The 17,879-nt window shown below is 69.3% G+C and carries 16 protein-coding genes and 1 pseudogene; 2 read left to right on the top strand and 15 right to left on the bottom strand.

Going from position 1 to position 17,879, the window contains the following annotated elements:
- Positions 1-126 precede the first annotated feature (126 nt).
- Entirely contained in the window at positions 127-924 is a 798-nt protein-coding gene (locus tag OG819_RS00925; RefSeq protein ID WP_266647491.1) for a hypothetical protein, read from the bottom strand.
- Between the two features lie 288 nt (positions 925-1,212).
- A complete protein-coding gene (locus tag OG819_RS00920) occupies positions 1,213-1,491 on the bottom strand; it encodes a hypothetical protein (protein ID WP_266647490.1) in 279 nt (92 codons plus the stop codon).
- Here OG819_RS00920 and OG819_RS00915 point away from each other — a divergent pair.
- Positions 1,490-1,858 carry a hypothetical protein gene (locus OG819_RS00915; protein WP_266630137.1) on the top strand — a complete coding sequence of 123 codons (369 nt, stop codon included), beginning with the start codon at positions 1,490-1,492 and terminating at the stop codon, positions 1,856-1,858. The two genes, OG819_RS00920 and OG819_RS00915, sit on opposite strands and share 2 nt — an antisense overlap.
- Before the next feature lie 207 nt (positions 1,859-2,065).
- Here OG819_RS00915 and OG819_RS00910 read toward each other — a convergent pair whose 3' ends face one another.
- The 3 genes and pseudogenes from OG819_RS00910 to OG819_RS00900 form a co-directional block, all read right to left on the bottom strand.
- The gene (locus tag OG819_RS00910) at positions 2,066-2,707 is read right to left on the bottom strand and encodes a hypothetical protein (protein WP_266647489.1); all 642 of its coding nucleotides are present in this window, start codon (positions 2,705-2,707) and stop codon (positions 2,066-2,068) included.
- A gap of 314 nt (positions 2,708-3,021) precedes the next feature.
- Positions 3,022-3,231, bottom strand: a complete 210-nt coding sequence (locus OG819_RS00905) for a hypothetical protein (protein ID WP_266652934.1) — start codon at positions 3,229-3,231, stop codon at positions 3,022-3,024.
- 359 nt (positions 3,232-3,590) lie between these two features.
- Positions 3,591-3,686 (bottom strand): annotated as a pseudogene (locus tag OG819_RS00900) (DUF2000 family protein); the annotation flags it as partial.
- A 216-nt stretch (positions 3,687-3,902) separates the two neighbouring features.
- Here OG819_RS00900 and OG819_RS00895 point away from each other — a divergent pair.
- Positions 3,903-5,165, top strand: coding sequence for an MFS transporter (locus OG819_RS00895; protein WP_266652518.1), 1,263 nt, complete (start codon positions 3,903-3,905; stop codon positions 5,163-5,165).
- On the opposite strand, the gene OG819_RS00890 is transcribed toward OG819_RS00895, so the two are convergent.
- The 10 genes from OG819_RS00890 to OG819_RS00845 form a co-directional block, all read right to left on the bottom strand.
- On the bottom strand, positions 5,144-6,031 hold the full coding sequence (locus OG819_RS00890; RefSeq protein WP_266647487.1) for an ABC-2 family transporter protein: 888 nt from the start codon (positions 6,029-6,031) through the stop codon (positions 5,144-5,146). The genes OG819_RS00895 and OG819_RS00890 overlap by 22 nt on opposite strands.
- A 2-nt stretch (positions 6,032-6,033) precedes the next feature.
- Positions 6,034-6,768 carry an ABC-2 family transporter protein gene (locus OG819_RS00885; RefSeq protein ID WP_266652516.1) on the bottom strand — a complete coding sequence of 245 codons (735 nt, stop codon included), beginning with the start codon at positions 6,766-6,768 and terminating at the stop codon, positions 6,034-6,036.
- Positions 6,769-6,839: 71 nt separating this feature from the next.
- A complete protein-coding gene (locus tag OG819_RS00880; RefSeq protein WP_266630143.1) occupies positions 6,840-7,835 on the bottom strand; it encodes an ATP-binding cassette domain-containing protein in 996 nt (331 codons plus the stop codon).
- The gene (locus OG819_RS00875) at positions 7,832-9,004 is read right to left on the bottom strand and encodes an MFS transporter (RefSeq protein ID WP_266647485.1); all 1,173 of its coding nucleotides are present in this window, start codon (positions 9,002-9,004) and stop codon (positions 7,832-7,834) included. The genes OG819_RS00880 and OG819_RS00875 overlap by 4 nt, the downstream gene beginning before the upstream one ends.
- Positions 8,997-11,864: a glycoside hydrolase family 2 TIM barrel-domain containing protein gene (locus OG819_RS00870; protein WP_266647483.1), complete on the bottom strand. Its 2,868-nt coding sequence runs from the start codon at positions 11,862-11,864 to the stop codon at positions 8,997-8,999. Before OG819_RS00870 ends, OG819_RS00875 begins: the two co-directional genes overlap by 8 nt.
- Positions 11,865-11,893: 29 nt before the next feature.
- Positions 11,894-12,766, bottom strand: coding sequence for a carbohydrate ABC transporter permease (locus tag OG819_RS00865; protein WP_266630149.1), 873 nt, complete (start codon positions 12,764-12,766; stop codon positions 11,894-11,896).
- Positions 12,763-13,728, bottom strand: a complete 966-nt coding sequence (locus OG819_RS00860; protein ID WP_266647482.1) for a carbohydrate ABC transporter permease — start codon at positions 13,726-13,728, stop codon at positions 12,763-12,765. The genes OG819_RS00865 and OG819_RS00860 overlap by 4 nt, the downstream gene beginning before the upstream one ends.
- Before the next feature lie 20 nt (positions 13,729-13,748).
- Positions 13,749-15,014 (bottom strand): extracellular solute-binding protein, encoded by a 1,266-nt coding sequence (locus OG819_RS00855; protein ID WP_266647481.1) that lies wholly within the window; start codon positions 15,012-15,014, stop codon positions 13,749-13,751.
- A 194-nt stretch (positions 15,015-15,208) separates the two neighbouring features.
- The gene (locus OG819_RS00850; RefSeq protein WP_266647479.1) at positions 15,209-16,456 is read right to left on the bottom strand and encodes an ROK family transcriptional regulator; all 1,248 of its coding nucleotides are present in this window, start codon (positions 16,454-16,456) and stop codon (positions 15,209-15,211) included.
- Positions 16,457-16,537: 81 nt separating this feature from the next.
- The gene (locus tag OG819_RS00845; RefSeq protein ID WP_266647478.1) at positions 16,538-17,788 is read right to left on the bottom strand and encodes an FAD-binding protein; all 1,251 of its coding nucleotides are present in this window, start codon (positions 17,786-17,788) and stop codon (positions 16,538-16,540) included.
- Positions 17,789-17,879: the final 91 nt, after the last annotated feature.

Genomic DNA, 17,879 nt, shown 5'->3' with positions numbered 1-17,879 from the left:
GTTCACAGGTACCGCTCAGCATCACTGTGATGAGCAGCCGGCCGCCGTACACGGCCCGCGGCGCGAGGTGGACCACACGGACCGCGGCGCTCTGTCCTCACGGGGTCAGCCAGCCGCTGCTGTGGGTTACCGCTGGCTGGTGGCGATGTAGGTGCCGTGCCAGGTGTGGTACCAGACCTGGCCGGTGGAGGCATTGACCGACAGCATGCCGCTGATCTTCCCAGCCCGCATGGTGTGCAGTGTGTAGTAGCCGGGGTAGGGCTCCGGGTCGCCCGCGGTCAGTGTGTTGCCGTGGGCCCGGAGCCACTGCTGGGCGATGCTCCGGGCCTGCGTGGCCGAGATCCGGACCTGGCTTCGGCTGCCGTGGTGCATGCCGTAATCGGTGTTCCACATCATCGCCGGCCCGTACTCGATCTGCACGGCGCCGTCGGCGGGGTTGACCAGGACCTCGGTGGCCAGGTGGCCGCCGGAAATCTCCAGTTCGGCGTAGAAGTTCCGGGAGAACTGCATGACCTCGCCGACCCGCAGGCCGAGCCGGTCGGCGAACGCCGTCGCCCGCTGGCGGGCCTGGTCGAGGGTCTGTACCCGGGTGCCCGTACCAGGCAGCCACCAGTTGCCCATCATGCGGTTGCCCATCATGCCGGGCCCCCACGAGCCCCCGTCGCCGCCCATCATGCTGGAGCCCTCGTTGTCGCTCCACAGGTCCGGTCCCCACCCGCTGGTCGGGCCGGCCGGAGTGGAAGTGCCGTCAGGAGTGCTCGGTGTGCCGCTGCCCGGGGCGCTGGGGCTGGCCGAGACGGCGGGGGTACTGATGGCGCCCCCACCAACAAAGGCGCTGTCGTTCCCGCCGCAGCCACCGATGGCCACGGTGCCCGCCAGGGCCAGGGCCGCCACACCAGCGACATGTATAGGCCTGCGGATCATGCTCATCACCTCCGGGGCTGGCCCCCGTCGGTGGCCGCCGGACTGCGGCCGCCGGTGTCTCTACTGACCAGCCTCCCGCGGTCGGCCGGCCGACACCCGGGGCCATTCGGCCCGCACCCGCCGACGAACGGCTCACAAGCTCTGCCCCGGGGCTCTGGGCACCGGACCGGGCCCTGCGCTCCTGTTAACTACGGCGCAGGGACGAGCAGCTCAGCGTGATGCTCCGGGCAAGCTCGGCAATGCGGGCGATGGTCGCGGACCGCGGCACACGGGGGTATGCCGCCGTAGTCACCGGTGTTCCCGCAGCAGCGTCAGCCGGCGTTTGTACTCGTCCTCGTCGATCTCGCCGCGGGCGAAGCGCTCGGCGAGCAGTTCCTCGGCCGGCGTGCCTCCCCACCTGGGTTCACCGGAGGAGACGGGCGGGCCGCCGCCCTGCTGGCCGTGACGGCTGCCCGTGACGTAACGGACGAGCACGACGACACCGGCGATCACCAGCACCCAGAACAGCACCATGAAGATGGCCATGGCGGACCAGCCGCCCCAGCCCCAGCCGTCGTACCACATCATGCCGATCACCTTCTTCGGCCGGCGGGCAAACCGCCCTACCTCCAGAATGCGTCACCGGAGACCCCAAATCCGCAGCCCTGAGGCCACGCCACCGCGACTGTCGCCAAAAGCTGACGGTTTCGGCGATGTCGATCAGCGCAAGCGAATCTACGAAGCCGAACAGGCGATGGAGGAAGCGGCCGAGAAGGCAGGCGTCGGGGAGGTCGACGGGAACGAGTTCGGGGGAGGCGAAGCCGCCGTGTACGCCTATGGCCCCGATGCCGATGCTCTGTTCAAGGTCCTGGAGCCGACTCTGCGCAGTCTGCCGTTCCGGCCGGCGCACGTCATTCTCAGGCGGGGCAACAACGAAACACGTGTGGATCTGTAGGCCTGCCGAGTAACGCGAGACGTCGACGAACGCACCACAAGCGCACCAGACAGGGCCGGGACCAGCGGGGAACCACGGTGAAGGTCGGCCAGGCCCGACGTGGCCGAACCGCGGGCTTTTGCCCGGGTCGGCGCCCGAACCAGTCCCAAATGACCGCAGCTTCCCAAGCTGATGTCCGGGGGGCGGTACGGGCAAGGCGGCTTTGCCTCAGGAGCCGTCGGCTCGCCCACCGTCGGCGAACATGTCTCCAACCCGCTGCTCCGTGGCTTTGCGTGTGCCTCGCTGGATCCACAAGCAGTAGGCGGCGACGGCGGTACCTGCCAAAATGCTGACGGATGTCAGCACGATGTACAGCCACGCCCGCTCATGGCCCCAGGCGCCGGGCTCCAGTGTGTGAAGCGCCTGGCTGAGGCCGAGTCCTGCGCTCCCCGCGTACACCGCTACAGCCATGATGAGAATGCTCTTCACATGATGGCTGGAGCCAGCACCAACATTGATGCGGGACTGCCATGCGATGAGTGGGAGGCCGGCTCGCTTTTCGATCTCCTTCTCAAGACCGATCTTGTATCCGACCAGTGCTCGGGTCAGGTTGTTCAGGAACAGCGCGTAAACCGTGACGACGGAGACGCCCAGGGGCAGCCACATCAGCAGGTAGCCCTTGCCCCCTCCGATCGCGACGGTGGCCAGGAGCGCGATCACCGTGCTGCCCGCTGTGAGGATGCGGTCGCCCGAAGTTGTGAGCGCTGAGATGCGATTCCCTACGTCGCGGCATTCGTCGATCAACCAATTGACGATCTGCTCGTCAGAGAACTGCTGTGATGGCTCGGGGTCTCCGTGGCGTCCAGGCACCCCATCAGCGTCTCAGTAGTGAGAAGGCCGATCAATGGGCAGCCTGCCCTGAGTTCCGCTGACGCTTCTACCAACTCATCTGTCATGCAAGCAGATAGTGTTCCGCAGGCCCTATGGCTCTACGGCCACTGCCCGCATGGGACGAAACCCAACTCACCAAGATCCCCGACAAAACCCAGGGCAAGAGCCCCTGACGATCAAGCCCCCTACCGGCGGAGACCCGCGGGTAGGGGGCTTGTCGCTGTGGACGCCGATCGGCGGTCAGGCTGCCGGTATCGGCGATCCCGCGATGAGGAGGTTCCGTGATCTGGCGATCAGAAGGAGACGGTGACGCCAGCCTGGTGGTACTGGCCGACGGTGTCCAGGGCCTGGTCCTTGACCGCGCCGAGCTGACCCACGAGGTCCGAGCTGCTGATCGCCGTGGGGCCGGCGGCGATGCCGGCCTGCGGGCTCAGGCCGCCGGAGACGGTGTCGAGCTCGGCGTCAGAGATTTCAAGGGTCTGAACCTGGGGAGCGGAGTTCATGATGAAACTGCCCTTCGTATGGATGTTCCACAAGGGGGAGCGGCCAAGCTGGGATAGCTGGTAGGCCGCGACCGGGGGCGCGCGCCATCCGTTTCCGGACGTCTTGGCGCGATCCCGTCGGCGCGAAGGATCAAATCACGGAGGGTGCCCGGCATCCAGTCGGTCGCTGCTCCCAGCAAGGCAGTTGAAGCAGTCGGCAACTCATCCATGCACGCATGCACACGAATTGGGGGCGGTTTCTCTACATGTGGCCCCGCACAGGAAGCCGACAGCTATTGCCACGGCAGGCCCGACCAGGACAACTCCGTACCAACAGAACGCACTCGTGCCGCAGCTGCGAATTCGCTGTGCAGATTCAGTCACGTTTGCATCCGTGTCCCCTTCAGCACCTTGTCCACCGCGTTCCGCGGGCCGCCCACCGCCAGCCCCATCAGGTCCAACTCCTCCGTCGGCACGGGGCAGGGCAGGGCAGGACACGGGTACGGGTCAGTAGGCCGATGAGCGCGACATGGCTGTTCCTCACGAGGTGGGGGTGGTTCGCGCACCCGCTCCTCTAGGCTGGTCGACGACTGGATCGGGTGACGGGGGCCGACGCGGTGACGTACAGGGCGCGGCGAGGGAGAGAGCCCAGGCCTCCGGGGCGGGCCGCGGAAGCCACTGCTGACGAAGTGCTGCCGCAACCGCTGCGGCGGAACCGGGACTTCGGTGTCTTCTGGGTCGCGCAGACCCTGTCGGTCCTCGGGGACTCCTTCGCCCTGATCGCCCTGCCGCTGCTCGTGCTGCACGCGACCGGATCCGTCGCGCAGATGGGTCTGTTGACGGCCGTCGGCGGGGCGGCCTCGGTCGTGACCGGGGTCTTCGCCGGGGTCGTCGTCGACCGGGTGGACCGCAGGAAACTGCTCGTGACCTGCGACCTGGTCCGCATGGCGCTGTACGCGGTCATTCCGCTGGTCTGGGTCTTCGGACCGCGGATCTGGCTGCTCTATGTGGTTCTGCCACTGTGCGAGGCTGTCGGCATGCTGTTCTCCGTCGCCTACGTGACCGTCGTCCGCAACCTCGTCGGCGTGGAGCGGATCACGGAGGCCAACGGCAGGCTGAACGCGACCGCGGCGGCGGCAGGGGTGGTCGGCCCGGTGTGCGCGGGGCTGGTGGCGGCGTGGCTGGGCCCGGCCGCCGCCGTCGGCGTGGACGCGGCGAGCTTCGGGGTGTCGGCCGTCTGCGTCGGCTTCGTACGGTTCAAGGGCACCACACGCCCCGCACCGGGAACCGCGACCCGAGCGGGAGCGGTCCGGCGGCTGTGGACGGATCTGCTAGCCGGGGTGTCCTTCCTGGTCCGGCACCCGGTGCTGCGCGTGCTGACCGTCCTGCTGTCCTTCTTCAGCTTCCTGACGCTCGGCCTGAACGACCTGCTGATCTACCACCTCAAGCACGATCTCGGCCGCGACGACGCCGCGGTCGGCACCGTGTTCGCGGTCGGCGCGCTCGGCACGATCGCCGGGGCCCTCCTGGTGGCCCGGGTACGCCGACGCCTGGGCTTCGGCCCGACCTGGATCGGTTCGGTCGCGGTGTGCGGATGCGCGCTGGCGGGCCTGGGCTGGGCCCGCGGCCTGCCGGCCGTCGCGGCCCTGACCGCGGTCTTCCTGGGCTTCGGGAGCGTGGCGGGAACGTGCTCCATGTCGCTGCGGCAGGAGGTGACGCCGGAGCATCTGCTCGGGCGGGTCACCTCGGCGTTCTGGACCCTGCACTACGCGGCGGCCCCGGCCGGCGCGGCCGTCCTCACCTGGGCCGCGGGGCGCCACGGTACGGCGGTGGTGGGTGTGGTCGCGGGCGCCTGCTGCGTGCTCGTCGCCGTCCTGGCCCTGCTCACCCCGGTGCGCCGACCCCGTACGGACGGAGTCGGCGCCACCGGTCGTCAGCCGTTGACCCCGGAGTAGTGGCCGAGGCTCCAGCGCCACAGCAGTCGCGCGCCCAGATAGGCGAGCAGCCCCACCAGCGGTGAGGCCGCCGCCAGCCAGTACGGCACCCCCGAGTCGCCGCCGTGGCCGGTCAGCACGGCGGCCGGGAAGTAGGCGACGAAGGCCAGCGGCAGCCCGAAGGTGAGGAAGCCGCCGACCGCGCCCGGCAGCACGTTGAGCGGATAGCTGCCGAACGTGCCGAGCAGTTCCTCCAGCCACCGCCCCCAGTAGTCGGCGGCCGGGAAGCGCAGTGAGGCGCAGGCCACCACCGTGAACAGGGCCGCCTCCAGGAGCATGCCGCCCACGACACAGACGACGAGGTACGAGATCCGGGCCGCGTTCCAGTCCAGCTGGCTGCGGGTCAGCGCGCCCACCATCAGACCGGTCGCCACCGTCAGGTCGCCGATCGCGTTCGTGGGGAAGACGGAGAGCTGGAGTTGCCGGTGGACCGGCATCGGGCGGACCAGGTACGTGTCGATCACGCCCTCCTGGATGTGCCGGCCCAGTCCGTGCACCCGGCCGAGGAAGAGCACGAACAGACCGTGCGCCAGCATTCGTGTCGCCGCGATCAGCAGCACGTCCTCGCTCGCCCAGCCGCCCATCCCGGTGAACCGGGTCAGCAGCACCGTCGCGAACACGATCACCGACACCTGCCAGATCGCGCCGATCGCGATCATCAGCAGGAACTCGGAGCGGTACTCCAGCTGTGCGCGGAAGTTGAGACGCGTGATCCGCCACACGATCCGCAGGGATGTGAGTGATGTGCTGAGCTTGTCCGTCCTGATCAGCCTGTCCGTCCTGTCCGTCCTGTCCGTCCTGTCCGTCCTGTTCAGTCCGTCCGTCATGGTCAGCCTCCCTGCGAGATCACGCGCCGGGCGGCCCGGCGCCACAGCAGCCGGGTGAACAGGGCGAGCGCCACCACCCATGCTGCCTGCAGGGCGAGTTGGGGGCCCGCCTGCGACACCGGGATCCGGCCCACGTACAGCGAGAGCGGCACACTCAGGGTCGCCTGGAAAGGGAGGAAGCGGCTGAGCGTGATGAACCAGTCGGGGAAGAACCACAGGGGCGCGTACACCCCGGACAGCAGGTTCTGCGCGAAGACCAGGATCAGGATCGCGGCGCCGTTGCGGAGCGTCCAGAAGCACAGCTGGTCGATGACCAGCATCACGTAGTACAGGACCCACTGGCCGAGCAGCACACTCAGCCCGAACACCGCCGCCACGGCCGCCGACCCGGGCGGCTGGACGAAGCCGACGGCCAGACACACCGCGTATCCGGTCAACGCCCAGACGAATCCGTAGAGTTGCTCGCCCAGTGCCCGCAAGGCGTAGTAGCGCTGCGGGGACAGCGGGCGCAGGTACCAGTACACGATGGTGCCGAAGTGCATGTGCTGCTGGACGGTGTCCCGGCCCGAATACTGGTCCAACGCCCTGATCCGGGTGGCCAGTACGGCGAGGACGGCGTATGTGACGGCCTGGTCGCGGCTGAGGCCCGCGGTGGTGCCGCTCGTCGCGTACAGGCCGCGCCACAGCGATGCCACCAGCACGACCTGCACGACGAGGCGCAGCAGGGCGGCGGTCATCCGGGGCGGGGTGTGCAGCTCGCCGAGCGGGGTGACCCGGGCGGCCCGCCAGCCGCCGGGGACGGTCGCGCTCACGCGGCCTCCGCCTGGACGTACGCCGCGCGCATCACGTCCTCCAGGTCGGCCTCGTCGATCGCGAGGTCGGTCACCTCGTACCGCTCGACGACCTGCTTGAGCGCCTGGTGGACCGTCGGGGCGCCCGGCCCGTCCGGCCCGAACACCACCTGGGGGCCCTCGCGGCGCAGCACCGTGATGCCCGGGGGCGGGGCGATCACCGTCTGCGGATCGGCGAGAGTGGCCCGCACCTGCCAGGTCGAGCCGAACCTGCGCCTGATCTCGTCCAGGGTGCCGTCGAGGACGAGCCGGCCGTGGTTGATGAGGACGACCCGCTCGGCGAGCCGCTCGACCTCCGTCATGTCGTGCGTGGTGAGCAGCACGGTCCGGCCGCGCTCCTCCACCTGGTGCTTGAGGAAGCCGCGCACCTGCTCCTTGACCACCACGTCCATGCCGATGGTGGGTTCGTCGAGGAACACCACGGGCGGGTCGTGCAGCAGCGCCGCGGCGAGGTCGCAGCGCACCCGCTGGCCGAGGGAGAGATGGCGTACGCGGGTGTCCCAGAAGGTGGAGAGGGCGAGCAGTTCGTCGAACTCGCCCAGCCGGACGCGGTGTTCACGCTCCGGTACCCCGTAGATGTCCCGCAGGATCGCGAAGGACTCGCGCACCGGCAGGTCCCACCACAGCTGGGTGCGCTGCCCGAACACCGCGCCGATGTTGCGCGCGTTGCGCTCGCGCTCCTGGTACGGGACGACGCCCGCGACGCGCGCCTCGCCGGAGGTCGGGGTGAGGATGCCGGTGAGCATCTTGATGGTGGTGGACTTGCCGGCGCCGTTCGGGCCGAGCAGCGCGAGCAGTTCGCCGGGCGCCACCTCGAAGGTGACGTCGCAGACGGCCTCCTTCGCGACTCGTTCGGGCTTGACCAGGGACTTGAGCGCGCCCGCCAGACCGGGGCGGCGCACGGTGGTGTGAAAGGTCCGGGACAGTCCCCGGACGTGGATGCTGCCGCTCATGAGGACGCCTTCCGGGTCAGTGCGATCAGCCACACGGTGGCCACGAGCGAGGCCGCGGACAGGGCGGTCAGCAGCCAGGGGACGGCGTGGATCCCCGACGCCTCGATGCCCACGCCGAGCAGCGGGGGAGCCGCCACGCCACCGATCATCGAGGCCGCGATCACCCAGGCCCCGGCCCTCTTCGCCTGGGGGAGGGCCCGGTTGAGCCACGGCAGGCCGGTCGGGAAGACGGGCGCGATGAACAGGCCCACACCGGCGTACGCCACCGGGGCGGCCCCCGGTATCAGCGCCAGCAGCAGGCAGGCGGTCATTCCGGCCGCGCTGACCGCGAGGATGCGCTCGGGCGCGTACCGCAGGGTGAGCGGGACGACGAGGAAGCGGCCCGCGGTCATCATCAGCCAGTAGACGGAGGTGGCGGAGGCGGCGACCGTGGCGCTGTGGCCGACGGTCTCCAGGTGGGTGGGTTCCCAGCCGCCGACGCCCGCCTCGACGCCGACGTTCAGGATGTAGAGGAGCAGGAAGCCGACGAGGACGCGCGAGAGCAGGCCACCGGAGGTGGCGGGTGGCTCGGCCGGGGAGACGGGCGGCGCCTCGCTGCGGACGCCTCCCGTGCACAGGACGAGTGCTCCCGCGAGCATCGCGCACACCGCGAAGGCGTACGGGTAGTCGCCGGGGCCCAGCCACGCGACCAGCGCCGGGCCGAGGACCGCGCCGATGCCGAAGTGAGCGTTGAGGACGTTCAGCATGGCCGTCGAGCGGTCGCCGAAGCCGACCGCGAACAACTGGTTGAGGCCGTAGTCGATACCGCCGAAGCCGAGGCCGCCGAGGAAGGCGGCGGCGAGCGCGAGCGGCCAGTCGGGGGCGAGCGCGAAGCCCGCGCCGCCCGCCGCCATCAACGCGTAACTGGTCGTCAGTAGTGCCCGGTTGGAGATCCGGGAGTGGATCGTGTTGAAGGCGAGGACGCCCGCGACACCACCGGTGAAGTGCAGGCTCAGACCGAGGCCCGCCGCCGAGGGGGAGAGGCCGTACTCCGCACGCAGGCCCGGGACCGCCGGGCCGTAGAGCGCTTGCAGCATGCCGATGAGGACGAATCCGACACACGACGCGACCGCGGCCGGTCGGCTGAAAAGCTGCCGACCGGCCGCGGTGCTCGTGAGGGCGTCAGCCATGGATCTCCGAGAAGAGGAACGTGAATTCGGCGGGCGCGGGCCGCAGTTGGTACTGCGGAAGCGCGCCCGGACCGCACGACTGCGAGCCGATGCCCTGCTGCCCGTGGTCGAGATTGACCCAGACCGTGTCACCGGCCTTCAGATCGTTCAGGTGCTCGGCCTCGTCGAGTTGCTCCGACGTCCAGCGGCGCGCGGTGAACCAGAACTCCGGCTCGCCCTCGACGCGCAGCCCGCCGATCTCCACCCAGCGGACATCGGCCCGGGCGCCGTTCTCCTGCGGACGGACGTACGGCGTCTGGAGTGCGTCGATCGTCGATTCCCAACGCCCCACCATGGAGGCGGACTTGGTGTCCTGGTAGGCCTCGCCGGGACCGCCGCCGAACCACCTCGCACCGTCCGCCGAGCCCGGCAGGCCCAGCCGGATCCCGAGCCGGGGCAGCGGCAGCGTCCAGTCGCCCTCGGGTGCCATGGACACGGTCAGCCGCAGCCGCGTTCCGTCGGACGTCCACCGGTAGACCGTGCGCAGGGCCACCTCGCGGGCGGCGGGCGCCACCCGGGTTCGTACGGTCAGGGCGTCGTCGCCCAACTCCACCGACTCCAACCGGTGTTGCATCCGGTGCAGGCCCAGCTCGCGCCAGAGCGGGCCGTAGCGCAGGTCCGGCTGCCAGGGCGCCCCGTTGTCGTTGTCGGTCGGCGCACGCCACACGTCAAGACGCAGGCCCCCGACATCGATCCCGCCGATCGACCGCAGCGCACCCGTACGCGCGTCGAAGGCGGCCGGGCCCAGGGTGATCCGCCGCTCGCCGAGGACCGGACCGTCGCTCTGCGCAACGGCGGTGAAGGGCCGTGGCGAGAGCGGGAACTGCGCCCAGGCCACCAGGTGGTCCTTCGGCCCCCACGCGGTGTCGGCCGCGAGCGTCGCCCGTACCGTCCACTGGGTCTCCCCGCCCCGTGGGTCGGCCGACGGGTCCGGCAGCTTCACGTCCGCCGACGCGCCCGGGGCGAGCTCCGGCACCGACAGGACGCCCGACTCGACGGTCTCCCCGTCGACCTGGTACGACCACTCGAAGGCCAGCGCGGACAGATCGGCGAAGTCGTACGCGTTGGTGACCCGCACGGTTCCGTCCGCGCCGTCACCGACGATACGGACCGGCTCGAGCACCTTCTTGTACTCGATCAGGCCGGGGGACGGGGTCCGGTCCGGGAAGAGCAGCCCGTCGCAGACGAAGTTCCCGTCGTGCAGTTCCTCGCCGAAGTCGCCGCCGTACGCGAACCCGTACCGCTCGTCCTTGATGCCGTGGTCGATCCACTCCCAGATGAAGCCGCCCTGGATGCGGTCGTACGACTCGAACAGGTGCTGGTAGTCGGCGATCCCGCCGGGTCCGTTGCCCATGGCGTGTCCGTACTCGCAGAGGATGAACGGGAGTCCGCGACGCTTGTGGGTGCCGCCGTCCAGGCCGCGGCCTATCCTCTCGACCTCGGCGTGGTCGGCGTACATCCGTGAGTAGACGTCCGTGTCACGGCAGTCGATGTCACCCTCGTAGTGGATGAGCCGTGAGCCGTCCCGGCCGCGGATCCACTCGGCCATGGCGGTCAGTCCCCGGCCGGTGCCGGCCTCGTTGCCGAGGGACCAGATGACGACGGACGGGTGGTTCTTGTCGCGCTCGACCATGCGGGCCGCGCGGTCGAGCAGGGCCGGGGTCCAGCGGTCGTCGTCGACGGGGTTGTCGCGCCAGGCCTGCTCGGTGAAGCCGTGCGTCTCGAGGTCGCACTCGTCGACGACCCACAGGCCGTACTCGTCGCACAGGTCGAGGAAGGCGGGGTGCGGCGGGTAGTGCGAGGTGCGCACCGCGTTGATGTTGTGACGCTTCATGAGCAGCACGTCCTCGCGCATGGTCGCCAGGTCGAGGGCGCGGCCCCGTTCCGGGTGCCATTCGTGCCGGTTGACGCCCTTGAAGAGGAGGGGCGTGCCGTTGACCTTGATCAGGCCGTCCTCCAGGGCGACCGTGCGGAAGCCGACGCGCAGCGGGACGCGCTCGCCCTCGGTCGTGAGCACACCGTCGTACAGGTGGGGTGTCTCGGCCGTCCACGGCCGCACCGGGACGGTGACCGGCTCGCCGGTCGCGACATCGATGTCGAGGGCGGGCACGGTGACCCGGCCGTCGACGTCGGAGTCGACACGCAGGGTCCCGAGGCCTTCGACGTGGTCGTACGAGGCGTGCACGAAGAAGTCGAGGACGCCGCCCGCCGGGCGGTGCAGCAGGGTGACGTCACGGAAGATGCCCGGCAGCCACCACTGGTCCTGGTCCTCCAGGTACGAGCCCGCCGACCACTGGTGGACCCGGACCGCCAGCACATTGCCGCCGGGCTTCAGCAGATGGCCGACCGCGAACTCGTGCGGCAGCCGGGACCCCTTGAACTCCCCGATGTCCGTGCCGTTCAGCCAGACCCGGGCACAGGACTCGACCCCGTCGAAGCGCAGCACCGCCCCGCCGTCCGAGGGCCAGTCGGACGGCAGGTCGAAGGTGTGCAGATGATCGCCCGTCGGGTTCCCGGTCGGCACGTGCGGAGGGTCGACCGGGAACGGGTAGAGGTGGTTGGTGTAGATCGGTGAGCCGTGTCCCTGGAGGACCCAGTGGCCGGGGACGGACACCTCGGCCCAGTCCCCGGCGTCGTACCCCTCCGCCGCGAACGAGTCGTCCTCGGCGTCGGCGGTGGGGGACAGACGGAGGCGCCAACTGCCGTTCAGTGACAAGGTCTTGGTGTCCGAGGATGCGTACCAGGTCCGTGGTGGAAGCGACCCGGTGCCGGGTGAGACGTCCTCGACGTAGTCAGTGGCGGTAGTGGTGCGGAAAGACATCGGTCTCCTTGATCGGCCCGTGCCGCGGATCAGCCCTTGATGCCGGTCTGCGCGATCCCCTGGACCAGCCAGCGCTGGAGGAAGAGGAACACGAACACCAGGGGCAGGATGGAAATGGCGGTTGCCATGAAGATCAGGTGGTAGTTGACGGTCTGGTTGGTCATGTACGACGACAGCGCCACCTGCACCGTCCAGGCGCTGGGGTCCTGGCCGATGACCAGCGGCCACAGGAAGGAGTTCCAGCCGCTGATGAAGGTGATCGTGGCCATCGCCGCGAAGAAGTTCAGCGAGTTGGGTACGACGACCCGCCAGTACGCGCCCCAGTAGCTGAGCCCGTCCACCCGCGCCGCCTCCTCCAGTTCCTTGGGGAACCCCAGGAAGTACTGCCGGAACAGGAAGCAGGTGAAACCACTGAACAGGCCCGGAACGATGAGGCCTCGGTAGGTGTCGACCCAGCCGAGGGACGAGACGAGAACGAAGCTGGGCACGAAGGTGACCGCGGTCGGAACCATCAGGGTCGCGAGGACCAGGTAGAAGACCTTGTTGGCATGCCGGTAGGGGATGCGCGCCAGACCGTAGCCCCCCAGTGAGCAGACCAGCAGGGTGCCGACGGTCATCAGGACGGCGACGATCGCGGAGTTGACCAGGGACTGCCCGAAGTCGACCGTCACGTCGTGGAACGGCTCGGTGATGTTGCTCCACTGGATGTGGGAGGGGAACCACTTCCAGTTCTCGCCCGTGATCTCCGGGTCCGTCATCAGGGCGTTGCGGACGATCAGGTAGAAGGGGAGGAGGAACAGCAGGGCGGCGACGCCCACGGCGATGTACAGACCGGTGTTGCCGAGGACACTGCCGCGCTTGACGTGGCGTGGCTTGTCCAGCTGAGGCGTGGTGGTGGTCACTTGGACTCCTCACCCCTTCCGAAGCCCATGATCCGTCCCTGGAACAGCGTCACGACGCAGATCAGCAGGGTCAGGATGACCGCGCCCGCGCTGCCCTGGCCGTAGTCCTGGTTCACACCGAGAGCCGTCTTGTAGAGGACGGCGAGGGGCGGCTGGCCCCATGTGGCCTTGCCCATCAGGTTGTAGAACTCGTCGAAGGCCTGGTAGGCGGCGACGAGGAGCAGCAGGACCACCGCGGTCGAGGTGGCCCGCAGCTGGGGCAGCGTGATGTACCGGAAGGTCTGCCAGCCCGGCTTGGCGCCGTCGATCTCGGCGGCCTCGTACAGCTCCGCCGGGATGTTCTGCAGCGCCGCCAGGAACAGGATCATGTAGAAGCCGGACTGGATCCACAGGCGCAGCGTCACGATGACCAGCCAGTACCAGGGCGGGTTCGGGTTGGCCAGCCAGGCCGTGTTCTCCACTCCGAACCAGCCGAGAACGGTGTTAGCCAGGCCGAAGCGGACGCCGTTGAAGAGGGACATCTTCCAGATCAGCGCGGCGGCGACGTAGCTGCACGCGGTCGGCAGGAAGAAGACCGAACGGAAGAACGCCCGCATGAAGCGCAGCCGGTTCACCAGCAGCGCCAGGCCCAGTGAGAGCGCCCAGGTGGTCGGCACGATGAACGCGGCGAAGACCGTGAACGTCCCCAGGGAGCGGGTGAAGTTGGGGTCCGTCAGGATCGTCTTGTAGTTGTCGAAGCCGATGAAGTTGCTCGGCGTGACGGTGAATCGGGCGTCGTAGAAACTGAGCCAGATGCTCCAGACGATCGGGACGAAGACGAAGACGGCGAGTCCGAGGAGGAAGGGCCCGGTGAAGAGCCAGAAGTTCAGCGTGGCATTGGCCCGCAGGCCCCGCCGCGGCTTGGCCTTCGAGGGCTGGGCCGGGGTGGGGTGAGCGAGGTCGCGTGCGGTGGTGGTCGACATGTCGTGGTCCGCCCGCCGGCCTATCCGAACAGCTTCTTGAGCTCGCGGTTGACCTTCGTGTCGCACTGGTCGAGCGCTTTCTTCGGGTCCATGTTCTTGCGGACGGCGTTGGCCATGACGTCGTTGAACGCGGTGATCATCGCCTGGGTGAAGCCGATGTTGTCGAAGTGCCCGTACGTGTTGAAGAGCTTGACGGCCTCCGCGGCCTGCCCCGACTTGAGCTTGGTGGCCTGCGCGGCGATCGAGGCGCGCGGCGGGATGTGGAAGCCGTACGAGGTGGCCCAGTCCTCCTGGTCCTTCTTCTGGTCGATCCACAGCCACTTCACGTACTCCTTGGCCGCGTCGACGTTATTGCCCTTGGCGTTGACGAACATCGACCAGCCGCCGTTGTAGACGGACAGCCGGCCGCTCGATCCGACCTTCGGGAAGGGGAAGATGCCGAAGTCGTCGCCGAGCGCCTGCTGGATCGCGGGCATCGACCACATGCCGCCGAACTGGATGGCGCACAGGCCCTGGTTGATCGCGGACGGGTCCCAGAAGTCGGTCGGGGAGTCCAGCAGCAGGTGGCCGCTGTTGAACAGGGTGTGGAGCTTGGTGAGGCCCTCGATCACGCCGTCCGTGTGGTAGGCGATCTGGTTCTTGGCGTCGAGGGTTTCGGCGCCGGCGGAGAAGATCAGGTTGTTCTGGATCGCTGTCAGGTCGTTGCCGAGGAAGAGGCCCTTGACCTTGCTGGTGGTGAGTTTGGCACCGGCCTCGATCAGTTCGTCGAGCGTGGTCGGCACGGAGACGTTGGCCTTCTCCAGCATCGACTTGCGGTAGTAGAAGAACTGCGGGTCGTCGATCATCCGCACGCCGTAGATCTTGCCGTCGACCGTGTGCGACTTGATGTCGGCCGGGTTGAAGTCGTCCTTGACCGGGTCGATGATGTCGGTCAGGTCCGCGACCTGGCCGCTCTTGATCATCTGGATCTGCGGGTGGAACTCGAAGACGTCGGGTGCCTGCGCGGTGAGCAGAGCCGCGAAGAGCTTGGTCTCGAAGGTGTTGCTGGTGATCCACTGCGTGGTCACGTCGGCCTTGCTGTAGGCCTTCGCGTATCGCTTGATCGCCTGCTCGGTACCCGCCTCGCCGTAGGCGTGGAAGTACTGGACGAGGTTCTTGCCCGAACCGCTCCCGCCCCCGGAGCGGCCGTTGTTGCTTCCACAGGCGGCCAGCGGCCCCAGCGCGGCCAGCCCCGCGGCGGCCCGCAGGACGGAGCGACGGTCCCAGTTGCTGCTCATTGCCGACATGGTGACGTCCTTGTCTCTTGTACGGCTACGGCTCGAAATCGCTGTGCGGTGGCGGGACGCTAACCTTCCGTTAAGGCTTCGGCAAGGGGTTGGACGAAGTCTGTTCGAAGCGTTGTGAGCGGTTCGGTTGGCCGAACAGGGTTGTGGCCCAAGTGAGTTGGCGGACCGTCGATCCGGCGGCCCGCGGTCTTCTCCTAGAGGGCGGTGCGGCGTGGGACGGTCCTGCCGCCGGCGGGCTTCTGGCCCACCGAGTTCAGGGCGCCCTCCAGGGCGAAGGTCGCGGCGCCCAGGCAGACCGGGTCGGTGGGGATGGGGGAGAGGACGATCTCGGTGGCGGCCAGCGGCCGCCTCAGCGCGTGCCGGGCGACGGCCTCGCGGACCTCGCGCAGCAGCGGCTCGCCGAGCGTGGCGGCCACCCAGCTGCTGAGCACGACGACTTCGGGGTTGAGGAGATTGACCAGGTCCGCGATGCTCGCGCCGAGATAGCGGGCGGTGTCGCGGACGACCTGGAGCGCCACCGGGTCTCCGGCGGCGACCCCGCGGGACAGGGCGTCGATGGTGGCGGTCTGGTCGTCGGGGTGCAGCAGCGGGCTGTCCGGACTGGACTCCCGCAGATTCAGCATGATTCCGGGCGCCCCGACGTACGTCTCCACGCAGCCGTGGTTGCCGCAGTGGCACGGCCGCCCGTCAAGCACCAGCGTCGTATGGCCCCATTCGCCCGCGCTGTTGCTCACCCCCCGGTGCAGCCCGCCGCCGAGCGCGAGCCCGGCGCCGACCCCCGTGCCCAGATTGACGACGACGGCGTCCCCGCGTCCACGGGCCGCGCCGAACCACAGCTCGGCGACCGCGCAGGCGCGCAGCGGGTTGTCGAGGTAGAGGGGATAGGCGATGTGCTCGGCCAGCAGGTCGAGCAGCGGTACGTCGTGCCAGTCCCAGTTCGGCGCGTACTCGGAGATGCCGGTGTCGCGGTCCACCTGGCCCGGCACGCTGACCCCGACGCCCAGGACGCGCGCGCCCTCGATCCCGGCCTGCGCGACCACCGAGCCGACGGCCACGGCGACATGCCCGACGACCTGCTCCGGGCGGCTCTCGCCGGGGCGCATGTCCTCGGCGGCGCGGGCGAGCACGTTCAGCGCGAGGTCGAACAGCTCCACGCGGACGTATGTCTCCGCGATGTCCACGCCGATCAACGCGCCCCCCGATGCGTTGACGGCCACGAGTCCCCGGGGTCGGCCCCCCGCGGAGTCCTCGAACCCGACCTCGGTCAGCATCCCGAGGTCGAGCAGTTCACCGACGAGCGTGGCGACCGTGGCCAGGCTCAGCCCGGTGGCCGCGGCCAACTCCTGTCGTGAGGTGGGAGAGGCGGCGATGATCTGACGCAGCACCTCATAGCGGTTCGCGGTGCGGATGTCGCGCGATGTCCGCTTCGCCTGCTTTGCCACCTCGGTCCTCCGTACCGCACAGCGGGGCTCGGTCCCGGCGCGCCGCAAGGCTATGGCCTGGCGAGGACTTTCGACAAGGGGTTAGGAAAGGGGGTGAACAAAGTCCCGCACGAAGGTGTTGGTGAACTTGCCCGCCGGATCCATGCTTTCGGCCAGGGCCCTGAAGTCGTCCAGTCGTGGATAGCGCCCGCGCAGCACCTCTCCGGGCGTGGTGAACACCTTGCCCCAGTGCGGCCGGGGGTCGAACGGCTCCAGCGCCTCCTCGACCCGCCGCACCACCGGCAGGACGGCCGCCGTGTCCTCGACCCAGGTGAAGTGCAGGGCCACGGTGTCCCGGCCGTACGCGGGGCTCAGCCACTGCCGGTCGGCGGCGACGGTGCGCACCTCGCAGATCTGCAGCAGCGGCGCGATGTGCTCGCGGATCGCGTCGAGGGCGCCCAGCGCCGCGAGCGCGTGCGGGCGCGGCAGCAGGTACTCGGACTGCAGCTCGGCCCCGCTGCTCGGGGTGAACTCGGCCCGGAAGTGCGGCAGCCGCTCGTGCCACGGTCCGGGCACCCCGAACTGCTGGGTGCAGTTCTCGGCGGGCATGCCCGGCACAGGGTGCATCGCCTCGGTGGCGGGCGCGGCCCAGGGGAAGTCGGGCAGCGGCTGGTCGGTGCGGCGCTTGAGCCACACCTGCCGGAAGCCCGGACGTCCCCAGTCGGTGAAGAGACTCACGCTGTACGCCGTCGCCGCCACCGTCTCGAAGTCGAGCCCCGCCAGGGGGAGTTCGGTGAAGACGTGCTGACTCACCTCGAAGTCCGGCTCCAGGTCGAGGGTGAGGGCGGTGACGACACCGAGTGCGCCGAGGGAGGTCACGGCGCCGTCGAAGCGTTCCTCGTCGCGGCCGATCGTGACGGTCGAGCCGTCCGCCGTCAGGATCTCGACCTCGCGCACGGCGGAGGCGAGGGAGCCGTTCGTGACGCCCGAGCCGTGGGTGCCGGTCGCCACCGAGCCCGCCACGGAGATGTGCGGGAGGGAGGCCATGTTGTGCAGGGCGAACCCGTGCTCGTGGACCCGGCGGGCGAGTTCCGCGTACCGGACGCCGCCCGCGACCCGTACGGTACGGGCGGTCGAGTCGACGTCCACGGCCGGGGGCAGCGCGGTGAGCGAGACCAGTACGCCCTGGTCGCCGGGCTCGGCGATCTCGTTGAACGAGTGCCCGCTGCCGAGGACGCGGACGCGCGCGCTCTGCGCGACCAGTGCCGCGAGGGCGTCGGGCGTGTGCGGGCGGTGCAGTTCCTTGGCGGTGTACGTGATGTTGCCGGCCCAGTTGGTCAGGGTTTCTGCCATCCCTGTGGTCCTTCCCCGGGTAGTCGCCGTGCGCCGCCGTGCGGTGGCCACCGCTGGAAACTACCTCGGGGTCGGTCGGTACGGTGTTCCG

This window comes from Streptomyces sp. NBC_01549, from assembly GCF_026339955.1.
In the GTDB taxonomy this organism is placed as follows: domain Bacteria; phylum Actinomycetota; class Actinomycetes; order Streptomycetales; family Streptomycetaceae; genus Streptomyces.
The sequence above is the reverse complement of the archived record's forward strand: the minus strand, read 5'-3'. Positions and strand labels throughout refer to the sequence as shown.

Excerpts from the sequence above, each read along its gene's own strand:
- OG819_RS00925 (WP_266647491.1), bottom strand. The coding sequence starts at position 924 with ATGATCCGCAGGCCTATACATGTCGCTGGTGTGGCGGCCCTGGCCCTG.
- OG819_RS00915 (WP_266630137.1), top strand. The coding sequence starts at position 1,490 with ATGCCGATCACCTTCTTCGGCCGGCGGGCAAACCGCCCTACCTCCAGA.
- OG819_RS00920 (WP_266647490.1), bottom strand. The coding sequence starts at position 1,491 with ATGATGTGGTACGACGGCTGGGGCTGGGGCGGCTGGTCCGCCATGGCC.
- OG819_RS00905 (WP_266652934.1), bottom strand. The coding sequence starts at position 3,231 with ATGAACTCCGCTCCCCAGGTTCAGACCCTTGAAATCTCTGACGCCGAG.
- OG819_RS00890 (WP_266647487.1), bottom strand. The coding sequence starts at position 6,031 with ATGACGGACGGACTGAACAGGACGGACAGGACGGACAGGACGGACAGG.
- OG819_RS00885 (WP_266652516.1), bottom strand. The coding sequence starts at position 6,768 with ATGACCGCCGCCCTGCTGCGCCTCGTCGTGCAGGTCGTGCTGGTGGCA.
- OG819_RS00880 (WP_266630143.1), bottom strand. The coding sequence starts at position 7,835 with ATGAGCGGCAGCATCCACGTCCGGGGACTGTCCCGGACCTTTCACACC.
- OG819_RS00875 (WP_266647485.1), bottom strand. The coding sequence starts at position 9,004 with ATGGCTGACGCCCTCACGAGCACCGCGGCCGGTCGGCAGCTTTTCAGC.
- OG819_RS00870 (WP_266647483.1), bottom strand. The coding sequence starts at position 11,864 with ATGTCTTTCCGCACCACTACCGCCACTGACTACGTCGAGGACGTCTCA.
- OG819_RS00860 (WP_266647482.1), bottom strand. The coding sequence starts at position 13,728 with ATGTCGACCACCACCGCACGCGACCTCGCTCACCCCACCCCGGCCCAG.
- OG819_RS00855 (WP_266647481.1), bottom strand. The coding sequence starts at position 15,014 with ATGTCGGCAATGAGCAGCAACTGGGACCGTCGCTCCGTCCTGCGGGCC.
- OG819_RS00845 (WP_266647478.1), bottom strand. The coding sequence starts at position 17,788 with ATGGCAGAAACCCTGACCAACTGGGCCGGCAACATCACGTACACCGCC.